Source organism: Halarcobacter mediterraneus (assembly GCF_004116625.1).
In the GTDB taxonomy this organism is placed as follows: Bacteria; Campylobacterota; Campylobacteria; order Campylobacterales; family Arcobacteraceae; genus Halarcobacter; species Halarcobacter mediterraneus.
Genome location: NZ_NXIE01000002.1, coordinates 210991 through 227103, shown reverse-complemented (window position 1 = coordinate 227103; position 16113 = coordinate 210991). Strand labels below are relative to the sequence as shown.

Sequence of the window (16113 nt, the reverse complement as noted above, 5' to 3'; positions counted from 1 at the left end):
TAGTTTTACTCTTATATTATTTTTTCAGGCTTTCCAAAATAATAACCTTGTGAGTAATCAACTCCCATTTCTTTTAAGATTTTATATATATTTTCATTTTCTACATATTCCGCAACGGTTTCAATATTTTGTTTTTTTGCAAAACTTACTATGGTTTCTACTAAATTTCTACTAAAAGTGTCTGTCTCAATATTTTTAATTAATGAACCATCAATTTTTAGTATATCTGGAGTATATTCTAATAATCTTTCAAAGTTTGAGTATCCACTTCCAAAATCATCTATAGCAATTTTTACATTACCTATTTCTTTAACTTGTGAAATAAAATTTTTAATAGTAGTAAAGTCTTTAATATTTTCATCTTCTAAAAGTTCAAAGGTAATTCTACCTTTATATTTTTCTTTGCTAATAAGTTCAATAATTTTTTTTCTAATACTATTATTTTCTATATCCAAAACAGATAAGTTAATGCTAACATTATGTTTTATGTGTTCAAGGACATTAAAAGAACTTTCAATTACTCTATTTGTAATTTTTGTATAATAAGCACCTTTTTTAGAAACATCAAGAAAGAAAAAAGGAGAAATTGTTTCTCCTTCTTCATTTATAAGTCTTACTAAAGATTCATATTTTATGATTTTTTGAGTTTTATTTTCAACAATTGGTTGGAAAAAAGAGACAATTTTATAGTTATCAAGGGCTTTTTTTACCATATGAATTGTTTCAATATTTCTTTGGGCTGTTTTTTGTGCTTCTTCTACAAGATTGTTTGCGAAAAGCAAGCTTATATTTGATTCTATAGCTTTTTCAATGCCATACTTAGCATTTTCATAGATATTCTTTTCTCCAATACAATAACTTGCAATAATTGAAATATCATATTCAATATTTTCAAATCTAATGGTTTCTTGTTTTGTATTTATTATTAATTCACTAAGAAGATTGTTTATTGGTTTATTAATCTTTTCTAGTCTTGAATAATCACAGCTAAGAGCAAAAAGACCATCTCCTAATTTATAAATCTTTTCAAAGATTTGAGCTTCTTTTGGTAATAATCCTATAATCGTATCTCCATAAATTTCTTCAATCTTTTCAATACTTTTATTATCATAGAATTTATCTAGAATATCGAAGTTTTCTATTTGAATTAAGGCTAGAAAAACTTTGTTACAAGACTCTAAACTTGCAATTAATTGTCTTCTTTCACTCATTATTTGGGTTACATTATCTCTTAATGCCATATATTCAATAATTTCTCCATTATGGTCAAGTATAGGTTTTATAGTAGATTTTACAAAATAACTTTTCCCATCTTTTGAAAGATTTTTAATAATTCCTGTCCAAGGTCTTTTTTCAACTCTTATTGTTTGCCAAAGTTCAGTAAATAACTCTTTTGGATTATCTGGATGTCTTACAATACTATGATTGTTTCCAACTAATTCCTCTTCTGTATATCCTGATATTTCACAAAAGTTTTCATTTACAAAGGTAATAACACCTCTTGGGTCAGTTTTTGAAATGATTGCACTTTTGTTTGTAATATCTTGATACTGTTTTAAAATGATTAGATTCTTTTTATTTTCTTTTATAAGATTACATTTTTCAATTACTTTCTTTAGGGTTTGATAGAATTGTTCTATTTCTAAAGGTTTAAAGATAAAACCATCTATTCCTGCTCTTATTGCATCATTTATTAAGTTTTTATTGTCATACGCTGAAATGATTATAGTAGGAATATCAATATTAAATTTTCTAATTTCTTCTATTAGGTTTATACCAGTCATTTTGGGCATATTTATATCAGTTATGATTAAATCAATATTTCCTTCTTCTTGAAACTTTTCTAAAGCTTCTTGCCCATCTTTTGCGGTTATTATATTTTGTTTTTTAAATATGGATTCTAATAAGCCAACAATACTTTTCATAATAGCAGGATCATCTTCTGCATAGAGAAGTTTTATTTTTTGAGCTTTATTTTTTAATTCTTCCAAATTAAATTTATTTATCATAACTACTCTTTTTTTTAATGTGATTGATATTGTACAAAAATAATAATAAAAATTAGAATTAGATTTATACTTTTGTAGATAAAAAATAATTATTTAATAAAAACTCTTGAATCATAGAGCTTATCTAGTATCCATACTTTTATATATCCACTTTTTACACCATAATGTTTAAATAATAAAACTTCACCTGTTTTTATTTTATATTTATTATAAATTGATTTAGTAGATTGTAAGTGTCCAATTGAGTTTCCTATTTTTACCATTGGGGTATTACTTCCATAATTTCCATTTACAAAAACTTTTGAAAAACAAGTACCATTATAGTTTTTCTTTGTTTTTCTAATATGTTGTATATTTTCCCCATTTCCATCTTCATCAAAAATGCCAATTGCAAAAGCACTTCTAATATTAGTGGCAAAAGATATGTTTAAAAGTAGTATAGATATTAAAAATATTTTCATAAGAATCATTTTACATAAATTAAGTAAAATTTTTATAAGTTATTGAATAATTTGTGTTAAAATACGAAAAAAGATAGGATTTTTTATGAATTTTTTTAAATATATTAAAGCAGTTGGAACAGGACCAAAGTCTAATAGAAATTTGACAAAAGAAGAGACTATTGAAGCTATTCAAGGAATTTTAGAACAAAAGTGTGAAAGTGAACAAGCTGCAGCTTTTTTGATGCTTTTAAGGGTGAAATTAGAGAGTGATGAAGAGATTGAAGCATGTTTGGAATCTTTTGAAAAGTATATTAGAAGAGAAAATATTCCAGAATCAATTGAATTAGGTTTTTCTTATGATGGGAAAACAAAACAACCTTATTTATTTCCTTTATATGGAAAAATACTAAAAGAGTTTTTTGAAAAGAATAATCATATTAAACCTTTAGATATAGTTATTAGTGGAGATTATTTACAACCTGCAAAAGAGGGTGTTACTGTAAAAGATATTGCTACAAATGTAGACTTAGAAGATAATATACACTTTTATGATAGAAAGAATTATTTTAAAGAGTTATCTGATTTAACGGCTTTAAGAAAAAAATTATATATGAGAACAATTTTTAATACAACTGAGAAACTTTTAAATCCTGCAAATTCAAAATATGCAATAACATCTGCTTTTCATAGACCATATGTAGAAAAATATACAAAACTTTTTTCAAATAAATATAAGAATTTCTTTGTTTTGAAAGGAAATGAAGGAACTCCAGAGGTTTTTTCTAATTTTAAATATTGGATTGAGGAAAATGGAAAACTTGAAGATAAAGGTGTGAATTTAAAAAACCTTGGGATAAATTATAATAAGAAATTTGAGAATTTAACTTTAGAACAGGCTTTAGATTTTGTTAAAAATCCTGATAAAGAAACTATTAAACTTGCAAAATTAAATGTAGCAATATTATTATATGCAGCAAAAAGAGTTGACTCAATAAATGAAGCATATAATATGCTTAATGAAGATAAAAAAGGTTTTTTAAGTTTCTTTAAAAACTTATTTTCTTAATAATTAGTAAGAAACTATTTGTCAAATTTAAGTCTTAATATAATATGCTAACGAAATTTTGACTTAAATGGAGTGTAAATGTTAATAGATGGGCATGGTAGAACAGTAGATTATTTAAGGGTTTCAGTTACAGAAAGATGTAACTTTAGATGCCAATACTGTATGCCTGAAAAACCTTTTTCTTGGGTTCCAAAAGAAGAATTATTAACATATGAAGAATTATTTGAGTTTATTAAAGTTGGTATTGATGAAGGAATTAAAAAGGTTAGAATAACAGGTGGCGAACCTTTATTAAGAGAAGGTTTAGAAAACTTTGTTGAGATGATTTCTTCATATAAAAATGATATTGATTTAGCTTTAACTACAAATGGTTTTTTACTAGAACACGCTGCAGGGAAACTTAAAGATGCAGGTTTAAGAAGAATAAATATATCTCTAGATTCTCTAAAAGAAGATGTTGCCGCTAAAATAGCTCAAAAAAATGTTTTAAAAAAAGTTTTAAAAGGAATTGAAACTGCTCATAAAGTTGGTTTAAAGATAAAAATAAACTGTGTCCCAATGAAAGGGATAAATGATACTGAATTAGTAGATATTCTAAACTTTTGCAAAGAAAAAGGTTTTCCTATAAGATTTATAGAATATATGGAAAACTCTCATGCTAAAAATACTGCAAAAGGTTTAAATAGTGAAGAGATACAAGAACTTATAAGAAAATCATATAGTTTTCAAAAGCAAGAAAGAGAAGGTTCTTCTCCTTCTCAAAATTATAAATTAGATGATGGTTATGTTTTTGGAATTATAGAACCCCATAAAGATGATTTTTGTTCAACCTGTAATAGAATAAGACTTACAGCAAGCGGTGTTTTAATTCCCTGTTTATATTATGAAGATTCAAAAAGTATAAAAGAAGCTATAAAAGAAGGTAATATTAAAAAAGCAGCAGCTATTTTAAAAGAGGTTCTTGCTAATAAACCAGAAAAAAATAAATGGTCTAGCGAAGATTCTAATGAGACTTCAACCAGAGCATTTTACGAAACAGGGGGATAATTTAAAATCCTATTTTTTTTCTTTTCCCCATTTCTTCCAAGGTTTTAAACTCTTCTTTTCTTTTAACCTTATAAAAGTCTATAAAAAGACCTAATACATTTGATTTTAAATGAATATATGAGTCTTTATTTTCTTCATTTTTTACTAAGTATTCATTATTGATATTTTTTTCTACAATTTTATATTTATCATATAAGGTTTCAATTTGAATTCTTAAAGATAAAAATTCTTTTTTATTATCTGAAATGATTCCAGTATAATAATGCTCATTTTCTTTTTTTGTGAATTTTTGATTTTTATTTGTATCTATATTTAATTCTTTGATTAATCTTGAAAATTTTATATCTTGCTTATCTCCTAAATTATTATCAAGAAGAAACTTACATACTTCTTCTGCTTTTTTTAAGCCAAAATCATAAGTAATACCATCAGTAAGAATTCTTTCACTTTTATCTTTTAATTGAAATACTACTTGAAAAGAAGAATAAACATTTCCAAATAAATAGTTTATTTCTGTTTTGATATTTTCAATATCAGTTAGTTTAATAATTTGCTTTTTATTAACTTTATTATTATCGGATACTTCCCATAAAATAGTAGATTCATCAATTTTTATTTCTATAATTCTTTTTATAAAAGTGACATAAATAATAGAAGCAATTTGGAAAGCACAAAGTGCTAAAGAGATAAAAAATAAAATAGAATATATTTCTCCTATTTGTATATGACCTTGATACATAACAGATGAAAATAAAAAAAATGCAATCAACATAAAAAGTTTGTAAGAGTAGGCTTTATTTAAAATAAATCTTTTCTGCATTCGTTTCCTTTGCTTTTAATTTAAACATTATAGTTTACTTATATTAAATATAACTAATAATAAGGTTTTCTTAAAGGTATATTAATATTAACTTAGATAAAATCTTTTTCCACTTTAGTTAAGTGAGATTATTTATATACCTATCAGGAGGTTATTATGGCTTTAGATCAGGACGTAAAAGCACAGATTATTGCAAAGTTCAGAAGAGAAGACAACGATACAGGTTCAGCAGAAGTACAAATTGCACTATTAACAGAGCAAGTTAGAGTTTTAACAGAGCATTTAAAATCAAATAAACAAGATCACTCATCAAGATTAGGTCTTTTAAAAATGGTTGGAAAAAGAAAAAGACTTCTTGCATATTTAAAGAAAACTGATTATGCAAGATTTACTTCTTTAGTTGCAGAGTTAGGAATTAGAGCTAAGTAATTAAAAGCTTATCAAGATTAAAAAAGGTTGCAAGCTTTCCTTGCAACCTTTTTTTTTGAATTAAACATAAAGATAGAAACTAATTTATAATAATAATAAAAATTAATAAATCTTCTTGTAGAATAGTTAGAAAAATTATTAGGAATAATGATGTTACTTACAAAAAAGAGCGAATATGCTTTACTTTCTTTAATTTCTATTGCTAAGAGTGATAGTCCTAAAAATGTTGATGTTTTGTCAAGAGAGTTAAATATTCCAAAATCTTTTTTAGCTAAAATTATGCAAAATCTTGCAAAAAATGATATTGTACTTTCTCAAAGAGGTGTTAATGGTGGATTTGTTCTAAAAAAACCTTATGATGAAATTACAATTTTAGAAATTACAACAGTAGCTGAAGAAAAAATACCTTCAGTATTTGAGTGTTCACCTTCTATTACATCATGTCCACAAGATATTGCAAATGCCTGTAGCGTTTGGCCTTTACTAAATAATCTACAAGGAAAAATAAATGACTTTTTAGGAAGTCTTACATTAAAGGATATAGCTACATGAAGCTTTTTCATTTATCTCATACTGATTTAGATGGTTTTTCTTGTCAACTAATTACAAAAGAGTATTTTAAAGAAGGTTTTTTTTATAATGCGAATTATGGTTTAGAAGTAAAGCTATCTTTGAAAAAGATTTTAGAAACAATTCAATCTTATGAGAATGAAGAAGTACTTTTTCTAGTTACAGATTTAAATCTTACTTTACAAGAAGCAAAAGATTTAAATAGGAGTATTGAAGAATTAAACAATAATGGTTATAAGATAGAACTTCAACTTTTAGATCATCATGCTACAGGAGAAAAAAGTGCTCAAAAATATGATTGGTACTTTTTAGATGTTAGTAAATGTGCTGCAAAAATTACTTATGAATATATTTTGCAAAAGCATAAAGGTTTTGATGAGGAAACTACAAAATGGTTAAAACCTTTAATTGATAGTGTAAATGCAATTGATATTTGGCTTGATAATGAAGTAAAAAATTTTGAATTTGGAAAAGTTTTATTAACTATGATTAGTAGAGTAAGAGAAATAAATAATGTTCTTTTTGCAGATTTAAATAGAGATTTTAGATTATATTTATTAAAAGAAGCTTCAAAGTTTTTAGATAAAGAAAATGGAAATATCTTATTGGATAATAGCATTCATAGTATAAAAAAAGAGTATTTAAAACAAAATGGTAAAGATGATACTATAGACAATTTAGCTGCAAAATATTTAGTTTCTTCAATTGAAGAATTAAAAGAAAAATTAACAGTAACATATAAAGGTCACAAAGGTATTCTAACTTATACATTAGGTTCAATTTCAATTCCAGCAAATGCTTTTTTAGTAGCAAACAAAGAGTATGATTTTTTTATTGATATTAGTAAAAAAGGAAATACTTCATTTAGAGCAGATGGGAAAGTTGATGTTTCCCTTATTGCTCAGAAACTAGCAAATGGTGGTGGTCATGTAAATGCTAGTGGTTGTAAATTTGATGATTTTAAAGAGACTATAGATTATGCTGAGGTTAAAAAGTTTATTCAAAATAAACTAGATAGTTTATCATAAACTTTCAAACTCTTTTTTCTCTTTATTATAACACTCTATAGTTCCATCTTCTATTTTATAATACCAACCATGAATACTTAGATCTCCTTCTTTTATTCTTTTCTTTACTTCTGGAAAAGTTAGAAGATTTTCAAGTTGATATATAACAGAAGTTTTTTCTGTAAGTGTATAAATTTCTTCTTCTTGTGTTTTAAAATTGAGTTTTTTTAGTACTTCTTCTTTTGCTTTCATACCTAGTTGAAGCCATTTTTTCATATGAATTAGTGTTTTGTCATTTTCTAAATCTAAATACAAAGATCTACATGCTCCACAGTTTGAGTGTCCACAAATAATAATATGTTTAACATTTAGTACACTAAGGGCAAACTCAATTGCTGCAGTAGTACCATGGTAATCATTGTCATCTTTGTAAGGAGGAACGAAGTTCCCCACATTTCTTACAATAAACATATCCCCTGGTTTTGAAGAAATTATTAAGTCTGGAACTACTCTACTATCACTACATCCTATAAATAGTATTTCTGGACTTTGACCTTTTTCAACAAGAGTTTCAAAGTCGTTTTTATAATCTTTGAATTTTGTATTTCTAAAGAGTTGATTTCCTTCTTTTAAATCTTCAATTGTCATTTTAGTTTCTCACTTTCACATTCTTTGATTTAATATTTTTTATAAATTGCATAATCTTAGAAATTCTTTTTTCTTCTTCTTGAATATGGTCTTTAGCACTTAATGTAAATAAATCCATTTTTTTATCTAAATAACTAGTTGTTAGATTTCCTTCTTTAAAATCTTCATCTCTTACTATTTCCCTATGTAGTTCAATATTTGTAGGAAAACCTTCTAATACAAATTCATCAAGAGCTCTTCTTGCTTTTCTTACTGTACCATCCCAGTCTAATGCCCAAACAATAAGTTTACCAATCATAGAATCATAATTTGCAGGAACTTTATATCCTGTATAAGCAGCTGAATCAAGTCTTACCCCAGGTCCATTAGGTGTTAAATATTTTTCAATTGTTCCAGAAGAAGGCATAAAGTTTTTTTGAGGATTTTCTGCATTTATTCTAAATTCTATTGCATATCCTCTAAAATTAATCTCTTCTTGCATATATTTCATTTTATCCCCAGCTGCAATTTCAATCATTCTTTGAATAATATCAATACCACTTGTTATTTCTGTTACAGGGTGTTCTACTTGAACCCTTGTATTCATTTCAATAAAATAAATATTATCAGCTTCATCAACTAAAAATTCTACTGTTCCTACACTTTCATATCCTAATTTAAACATTGCTTTTGTAGAGATTCTGTATAACTCTTTTCTTACATCTTGACTTAATCTTGGAGAGGGAGAAATTTCAATTACTTTTTGGTGTCTTCTTTGGATTGAACAATCTCTTTCACCTAAATGAATTACATTCCCATATTTATCTGCAATAATTTGAACTTCAATATGTCTAGGATTTTCAACATATTTTTCAATAAATACTTGTCCATTACCAAAGAATTTAAGAGCTTCATTTGTTGCACTATCAAACATAGAATCAAACTCTTTTTGAGCTCTTACAATTCTCATTCCTCTTCCACCACCTCCAAAGGCAGCTTTAATGATTACAGGAAAGCCAATTTCAGCAGCAATTTTTTTAGCTTCTTTTTTATCTTCAATTGGTTCATCTGTTCCTTCAAGTACTGGAACACCAACTTTCTTCATAGCAACTTTTGAAGCCATTTTATCGCCAAATAATGCAATATGATCAGGTTTTGGACCAATAAATATTAAGCCATTTTCTTCACAAGCTTTTGCAAAATCTGCATTTTCACTTAAAAATCCATATCCTGGATGAATTGCATCACAGTTTGCTTTTTTTGCAATTGAGATTATTACTTCATAATCTAAATAAGCTTTTATTACATCTCCCATTATTGGATAACATTCATCAGCTTTTCTTACCCATAAACCTTCAACATCTACTTCAGAAAATATTGCAACACTTGTAATTTCAAGTTCTTTACAAGCTCTAATAATTCTAAGAGCGATTTCACCTCTATTTGCAATTAATACTTTTGATATCTTTTCCATTTTAAACCTTTAAGTTTTTCTTTTATTGTATGATTATAAAAAGAAAAATTCTTTATCTTTTTTGCTTCTTATTTTGTCTTATAATGTTTAATAAATTGTCTATTTGTGCTTAAAATTTATTCTAAATTTGATAAACTACAATTATGAAAAAAAATACTTTAGAAAAAAGATTAAAAATTGCAAATGATATAATGTACTATATATACACTCATATCGATACTCATATTGATTTAGAAGAGTTAAGTTATGATTTAGATATTAGTAAGTTTCATATGCATAGAATTTTTAAAGAAGCCTTTGGGAAAAATATATATGAAAGCATAAAATCTATTAGATTGCAAAAAGCAGCTAACTTATTATTAACAAATAAATATTCAACAATATCCAATATTGCAAACTTATGTGGTTATAGTTCTCATTCCTCATTTATTAAGGCTTTTTCAAAAAGATTTAATATGTCTCCCAAAGATTGGAGAAAAGGTGGATATAAAGACTATTCTAAGGAGATAATGAAGCAATCTATTAAAGCGATGCAATCAACAGCTAGCTTTTCAAAATTAAGTCCAAGTATTGTTAAGATGCCAGAAATAGATGCTTATTATATTAGAAATAAAGGTTATAATATAAATATCAAACAAACTTGGCAAAAACTTCAAACTCTTATTTTAAATAATGATATAAAAAACTATAAACAAATTGCTTTACTTCATGATAATCCTGTTATTACACCTTTAAATGAGTGTCAATATATTGCTTGTATTGAGACAGAAGAAAAGAGTGAAATTTTGTCTCAAAGGGTTCCAAAGTTTAAAATCTCTAGTGGTGTCTATGCTAAATTTGATTTACAAGGACACCAAGGAGATATTTTAAAATTTATAAATTGGGTTTATCATAAGTGGTTAATCAATAGTGAATATGAAACAACAACAAAACCTTCATATATTATTTATCATAAAAATAATTTTTTAAGTGAAGATAATGAGTTTAATATGAGTTTTTATGTCTCAATAAACTTTTAAAATATTGAGTCTTTAATCTGATTATATTGTGAGATGAAATCAGAATAAATCTTTATGTGTTCTTTAGAATAAGGCTTATCTTGTGTATTTTGAGTATTTGAAACTGCTAAGGAAACAGTATTAATAATATAATCGATATTTATATGTTTCTCTCCTATTTGTGTAGTGTTCTCTTTATTTTTTTCTTCTTTATTTTTTTCATTTATATTATTTGTTTTTCCAATTTCATCTTTTGAAAAAGAAATACCATTTAATATTAAAGAAGAAATCTTTCCATCTTGAATATTTTGAATATTTTCAGTAATTACTAAATCACTCCAAACAGCTACTTTTGAATCTTCTATATCACTTAATTTATTATATATAGTTTCATTTAACTTATCATTATCAGAATAGTTTACTTTTTCAAGCTGAGCTTTAAAAGCAAGAAGGTTATCTTGATCTTCTTTATTAAGGTTATTAGAATTTTTTAATAAGTCTTCTAGAGTTGTTTTTAGTTCATCGTAGTTCCCTTTAGCTTCTTCAAATGATATTTCTCTTAATTGTGCTGTATTATATAAACTATAGTCAATGATTTTTTCTTCTATTTTAGTACTTGATTCTTTCTCTTTTATAGTTTTATATTCATTATCTTCTTTAATGTTCTTATTTACATCATAGATACTAAATCTTTTTCCTGCAATAGATATTTCATCCCCATTTATTAAATAGCCATTGCTAAAACTACCATCACTTTTAACTGTTTTTACACCATGTCTCTCTATAAATTCTTTTGCATCTTTTACTGATTGAAGAATAGCTTTTAAATCTGTTCCTTGTATATTATAAGCACTTCCTGCATTAAATCCGAAGTTTGCACCATCAAGATCAGATATATGTGGTTGCTCATAATAAACTTGGCTATTATCTTCATAATTATTATAAATAGTTTTATTAATTTCATCATTTTCAAAAAAATTAACAATTTTAAATTTATCATTAAAGCTTAGTAAGTCTTGCAATTCGTTATATTCTTTTATATTTATATTTTCATAAGCTTTTTCAATAGTAGGTTTGCTTATATTATATTTTGAACCAAGAGATACAATTTGTGTTGTAGTCTCTTCTATATTTATTTCCATGCGTACTTGGTGTTCTTTTGAACCACCTCTTATCTCATAGTCACCATTTCGTATAAGTTCTTTTTGATAGTTTTTGAAAGAATCTGAATTTAAAATATCTTGAGCTTTTTTTATGCTATATTCTAATCTTCTTTTTATTTCTTCATAATTTTCTTGTACCTCTTCATAAGAAAGTTCACTAAGTTCTTTCGCTGTATAAGTTGAAAAGTCATCTTCTACCTTTTTAGTAAAAGCCGTAATTTCAGTTTGACTTTCTTTATAAATCTTAAAAGAGTCATTATTTGTACTTGTAATATTTTTTTTTGCAATATTAGAAGTAATTTGGTTAAAAAAGTTATTATTAGTTGATATAGTCATAAATGATCCTTTAAATAATAATTATAATTACAACTTTCTTAAAATTAGATAAAATAATATTGTTTGTATTACGGCAATTAATAGTGAATTATATTTCATCAAACCATTTAATCTCTTTTCTTAAATTTATTACTTTTCCTACAATTATTATTGCAGGAGTTTTAATATCTTTAGATTTTTCTACAATATTTTCAAGAGTACCAATAACTGTTTTTTGCTCTTTTGTTGTTCCCTTTGAAATCACTGCACAGGGGTAATCTTTTTCTTTACCTACTTCAATAAGTTTTTTAGTGATTAGTTCTATATTATGAAGACCCATTAAAAAAACAATTGTTTCATCACTTGAAAAAGATTCCCATTGTATTTGAGAAGTCTTTTTTTTAGGTGTTTCATGTCCTGTAACTACTCTAAAAGAAGTTGTGATTCCTCTATGTGTTACTGGAATACCTGCATATGCAGGAACAGAAATTGCAGAAGTTATTCCAGGAATTATTTCAAAACCAATATATCTTTCTTTAAGATATAAGGCTTCTTCTCCTCCTCTTCCAAATACAAAAGGGTCACCACCTTTTAATCTTACAATAATATTGTATTTTAATGCTGCTTGATAAATAATCTCATTTATCTCATCTTGTGATTTACAGTGTTTCCCATCTTCTTTTCCCACATATATTTTTTCACAGTCTGAAGATGCCATATCTAATATTTCAGGATTTGCTAATCTATCATAAATAATCACATCAGCTTTTTTCACTATTTTTACAGCTTTTACAGTCATTAAATCAATATCTCCAGGACCAGCACCTGTTAAATAAACTTTTCCCATTTTTATTCTCCATCTTCATATATAAAAATTCCAGAAGGTTTTTTTACATTTAAAATATCTTTATGTATAAACCATTTTTCTGTATCAATTACTGAAACTTTATTTGTATCATTTACAGATACATATAACTCTTTTTGTTTTTTTGACCATCTTAAATGTAAAACTTTCCCATCAAAGTTAAAAGTATGAACGATTTTTAAACTATTTGTATCTATGATTTGAATAGTTGGAAAGTCTTTGCCTGAGTAAGTAACTGCCAAATATTTTTTATCTGGACTTAAACTTGTAAATACTGGTAAACCTTTAGTTTCTATATTTTTGATTAATTTATATTCATTATCATAAACTAATACTTTATTATCTCCCACAGCAGGAATAAATACTTTATCTCCTCCAATTGACCAAAAACCAAAGTGCGGTACTTTTAAAACCATTTTTTTATCTTTATCTAAAAAGATTTTAACTTTTTTATAGGTATTTGTCTTTAAATCAACTACTCCAAAATGTTTTGATGTAAAAAAACCAACAATATATTTTTCATCTTTAATCATTGCATCAAAGGGTAAACTTCCTACATTTGTAAACTCTTTATATTTTTCAAAAACTGGAGAAGTTTTACCTTCTTTTTTATCTTTATATATTGAAATAGTGTCCTTATCCATTTGTGAAAATATTAAATAGTTTTTATAGATTTTAATACCCACATTTTTGGAACCAGTTTTAATTTTTTTAATTGGTTTTAAATCTCTTGTTAAAATATCAACACTTTTATCATCATAATTTGCAACTGCAACATAATTTTCCCCAATAACAAATCCAATTGCAGATTCTGAAGTTTTATATTCTTTTAATATTTTTTCAGAAATTGGGTCAAATTTGACAACATATCCATCCCTTGAAATAGCATAGGCATCTTTGCCTTTAAATTTTACTACTCCATGATTCATATTATGCATTTTTTCAATAGTTGATTTTTTTAAACCATTGTAGATTACTGCTAAAGATGAATCTTCTCTTTCAACAACAAAAATCTTTTCTTTTGAATAAGCTAGAGTTGTTACAATTACAAATACTATAAATATATTTAAAAGCTTCATTTTCTTTCCTTTATTTCATTTAATGTTAAATAACATGAGGGATCTTCTTCCCATAAGTCACCACTTATTGCATATGCTCTTGCTCTTGAACCTCCATTACAAATATTTAAATAAATACATTCTTGGCATTTTCCTTTTATCTTTCTTGGTACTTCTCTTAATTTATTGAGAATTTCATTATTATTTGTGTTCCAAATATTGTTAAAGGGAGTTTGAAAATAATTCCCTATTGAAAAAGGAAAAAAAGGATCAGGTTTAACATTCCCTAACCAATCTAAATTTAAAAGTCTTTTCCCCGCTGAGTTACCTCCCCAATTTTTTAATTTCTCTTTTAATAATGCAACTTTTTGAGGATACTTATCTTCAAATCTTTTTAGTAGTAAAATAGCATCCATTTCCATATTCCCTGTAACAATATCAATATCTTTACCTTTTTCATAATATTCAAAGGCTTTATCAATTATATAGTTGACATATTCTCTTCTTTCTTCTTTTGATATGTCAATATCAAGATTCTCTTTCCCTCGTCCAGAATAAACAAGATGAGAAATATATAATTTATTTACATTTAATTTTTCGCATAATTCAAACATTTGATAAAAGCTATTTTTTGTTTCTTTTGTTATTGTAAATCTTATTCCTACTTTCCCTGCATTTTTTTGAATAAGCTTTATAGCATTGATTGCTTTTGAGTATGAATTTTTTTGTCCTCTAAATAAATCATGTATTTCTTCAATTCCATCAATAGATATTCCTATATAATTAAAATTGTCAATTATTTGTTTTACATTATTTTCTTTTATATACATTCCATTTGTAGATAAGTAAGTAATAATCCCTTTTTCTCTCATATATTGTGCGATTTCAAATATATCTGAGCGTAAAAGAGGTTCTCCCCCTGATAAGATTACAAAATTTACATTACTCTCTTTTAATCTTAAAATATTTTCTTTTATCTCTTCAAGACTTAAAATATCTTTTCCTTTTGGGTCTGCTTTACTATAACAGTGTAAACATGATAGGTTACATCTATTAGTTAGGTTCCAAATAGCAATTGACCCATTGATTGTTCTTGATTTTTCATCTTCAATAGTTGATTTAATTAAGTTTGATAGCCTGAACATCTTATTTAACCTTTGTATTTTTATATGATTGTATATATTTTGTGATAGAGTTTAATTCTTCATCTGATAATACATTTCCAAAACTAGGCATAACACTTCTTTTATAACCTAAGTTTTTATAAGTGGATTTTGGAGCAACTATATGACCTTTTATTTCTCCTTCTGTTCTTTTATTAGCAATCTCTTTAAAAGAAGGTCCAAAGGCAGTTGATGTTTCATGATGACATCCCCAGCAATACTCTTTGAATACTTTATTGCTAATATTTGATGAAAAAGAAATTGTTATAAGAAAACTTAAATAAATAAATAACTTTAGAAGTACCATAATAAGCCTTTTTTTAAGAATCTTAACATAATAAATAAGTTTGTTTCTTGACCCTTGTCAATAAAAAAATAAAATAAAAAGATAAACTTTTATTTATAAGATTATTTAAAGGAATGAATATGAATGTAGTTTTGATTCTTGTGTATAGTATAGTTTTACTTGTTTTTATGATTTACCCAGCAATGAAAGTTACAGAGCTTATTGAAAAAAAAATAAAGATATCTGATAAATTTTATAATTTTATTACAGTTTTTTTGACAATTTTATTTTCTTTAGTTTTAGGTATAGGTTTATATTACTTATAAAAGTATTAAAACTTTGAAAATACTTTAATAATTGATTTATATCATTTTTTTTAATTATGGTTTAGAATAAAATTCTTTCAGAGTTCTTAATATTTATATAAAAAGGAGAAAAAATGGAACCGATCTTGATAAACAGACCAGAAATTGCTTTAGAAGATTTTCTACCAATATTTTTAGCTTCTTCTTTTGTATTAATATTTGGACTATTTTATGTTGCAATATATACTTTAGTAAAAATGAAAAAGCTAAAAAAAGCATATCAACCCTTTGCTTATGTTTTTTGGGCATTTCAAACATATTGTATGTATTTTGTTGCAATAAAAATTCAGAGTAATGATTTTACTATCAAGGCATTGATGGTAACTATGGTGTGTTATTTAATATTACCACATCTATATTATTACATAAATCTTTTAGCTGAAAAAAGATACGAACAATAGGTAAAGG

General features: G+C 25.6%; 18 protein-coding genes. 8 read left to right on the top strand and 10 right to left on the bottom strand.

Annotated features, from left to right (window positions below; translation table 11 throughout):
• Positions 1–11 precede the first annotated feature (11 nt).
• The gene (locus tag CP965_RS05315) at positions 12–2009 is read right to left on the bottom strand and encodes an EAL domain-containing response regulator (RefSeq protein WP_129061040.1); all 1998 of its coding nucleotides are present in this window, start codon (positions 2007–2009) and stop codon (positions 12–14) included.
• Between the two features lie 89 nt (positions 2010–2098).
• Positions 2099–2470 (bottom strand): hypothetical protein, encoded by a 372-nt coding sequence (locus CP965_RS05310; RefSeq protein ID WP_129061039.1) that lies wholly within the window; start codon positions 2468–2470, stop codon positions 2099–2101.
• Positions 2471–2555: 85 nt separating this feature from the next.
• Between CP965_RS05310 and CP965_RS05305 the strand changes: the two genes are divergently transcribed.
• Together CP965_RS05305 and moaA are read left to right on the top strand one after the other, a co-directional pair.
• Positions 2556–3518: a glycosyl transferase gene (locus CP965_RS05305; RefSeq protein WP_129061038.1), complete on the top strand. Its 963-nt coding sequence runs from the start codon at positions 2556–2558 to the stop codon at positions 3516–3518.
• A 78-nt stretch (positions 3519–3596) separates the two neighbouring features.
• The gene (moaA, locus tag CP965_RS05300) at positions 3597–4565 is read left to right on the top strand and encodes a GTP 3',8-cyclase MoaA (RefSeq protein ID WP_129061037.1); all 969 of its coding nucleotides are present in this window, start codon (positions 3597–3599) and stop codon (positions 4563–4565) included.
• Position 4566: 1 nt separating this feature from the next.
• Here moaA and CP965_RS05295 read toward each other — a convergent pair whose 3' ends face one another.
• Positions 4567–5385 carry a hypothetical protein gene (locus CP965_RS05295; RefSeq protein ID WP_129061036.1) on the bottom strand — a complete coding sequence of 273 codons (819 nt, stop codon included), beginning with the start codon at positions 5383–5385 and terminating at the stop codon, positions 4567–4569.
• A gap of 156 nt (positions 5386–5541) precedes the next feature.
• On the opposite strand from CP965_RS05295, the gene rpsO reads away from it, so the two are divergent.
• The 3 genes from rpsO (at position 5542) to CP965_RS05280 (ending at position 7412) form a co-directional block, all read left to right on the top strand.
• Entirely contained in the window at positions 5542–5814 is a 273-nt protein-coding gene (gene rpsO, locus CP965_RS05290) for a 30S ribosomal protein S15 (protein ID WP_129061035.1), read from the top strand.
• Between the two features lie 150 nt (positions 5815–5964).
• Positions 5965–6366, top strand: a complete 402-nt coding sequence (locus CP965_RS05285; RefSeq protein ID WP_129061034.1) for an RrF2 family transcriptional regulator — start codon at positions 5965–5967, stop codon at positions 6364–6366.
• The gene (locus CP965_RS05280) at positions 6363–7412 is read left to right on the top strand and encodes a DHH family phosphoesterase (protein WP_129061033.1); all 1050 of its coding nucleotides are present in this window, start codon (positions 6363–6365) and stop codon (positions 7410–7412) included. Before CP965_RS05285 ends, CP965_RS05280 begins: the two co-directional genes overlap by 4 nt.
• Here CP965_RS05280 and CP965_RS05275 read toward each other — a convergent pair.
• Both CP965_RS05275 and CP965_RS05270 read right to left on the bottom strand, forming a co-directional pair.
• Complete coding sequence (locus tag CP965_RS05275; protein ID WP_129061032.1) at positions 7407–8039, bottom strand: carbonic anhydrase; 633 nt, start codon at positions 8037–8039, stop codon at positions 7407–7409. The two genes, CP965_RS05280 and CP965_RS05275, sit on opposite strands and share 6 nt — an antisense overlap.
• A 1-nt stretch (position 8040) precedes the next feature.
• Positions 8041–9492, bottom strand: coding sequence for an acetyl-CoA carboxylase biotin carboxylase subunit (locus CP965_RS05270; protein WP_129061031.1), 1452 nt, complete (start codon positions 9490–9492; stop codon positions 8041–8043).
• A 143-nt stretch (positions 9493–9635) separates the two neighbouring features.
• Between CP965_RS05270 and CP965_RS05265 the strand changes: the two genes are divergently transcribed.
• Positions 9636–10511: an AraC family transcriptional regulator gene (locus CP965_RS05265; RefSeq protein ID WP_129061030.1), complete on the top strand. Its 876-nt coding sequence runs from the start codon at positions 9636–9638 to the stop codon at positions 10509–10511.
• On the opposite strand, the gene CP965_RS05260 is transcribed toward CP965_RS05265, so the two are convergent.
• The 5 genes from CP965_RS05260 to CP965_RS05240 form a co-directional block, all read right to left on the bottom strand.
• Positions 10508–11989 carry a hypothetical protein gene (locus tag CP965_RS05260; protein ID WP_129061029.1) on the bottom strand — a complete coding sequence of 494 codons (1482 nt, stop codon included), beginning with the start codon at positions 11987–11989 and terminating at the stop codon, positions 10508–10510. The two genes, CP965_RS05265 and CP965_RS05260, sit on opposite strands and share 4 nt — an antisense overlap.
• Before the next feature lie 88 nt (positions 11990–12077).
• Entirely contained in the window at positions 12078–12815 is a 738-nt protein-coding gene (gene cobA, locus CP965_RS05255; RefSeq protein WP_129061028.1) for a uroporphyrinogen-III C-methyltransferase, read from the bottom strand.
• A 2-nt stretch (positions 12816–12817) separates the two neighbouring features.
• Positions 12818–13912, bottom strand: a complete 1095-nt coding sequence (locus CP965_RS05250; RefSeq protein ID WP_129061027.1) for a cytochrome D1 domain-containing protein — start codon at positions 13910–13912, stop codon at positions 12818–12820.
• On the bottom strand, positions 13909–15036 hold the full coding sequence (locus CP965_RS05245; protein ID WP_129061026.1) for a radical SAM/SPASM domain-containing protein: 1128 nt from the start codon (positions 15034–15036) through the stop codon (positions 13909–13911). Before CP965_RS05245 ends, CP965_RS05250 begins: the two co-directional genes overlap by 4 nt.
• Before the next feature lies 1 nt (position 15037).
• Positions 15038–15361, bottom strand: coding sequence for a c-type cytochrome (locus tag CP965_RS05240; RefSeq protein ID WP_129061025.1), 324 nt, complete (start codon positions 15359–15361; stop codon positions 15038–15040).
• Positions 15362–15480: 119 nt separating this feature from the next.
• On the opposite strand from CP965_RS05240, the gene CP965_RS05235 reads away from it, so the two are divergent.
• A complete protein-coding gene (locus CP965_RS05235; protein WP_129061024.1) occupies positions 15481–15666 on the top strand; it encodes a hypothetical protein in 186 nt (61 codons plus the stop codon).
• Between the two features lie 113 nt (positions 15667–15779).
• Positions 15780–16106: a hypothetical protein gene (locus CP965_RS05230; RefSeq protein WP_129061023.1), complete on the top strand. Its 327-nt coding sequence runs from the start codon at positions 15780–15782 to the stop codon at positions 16104–16106.
• Positions 16107–16113: the final 7 nt, after the last annotated feature.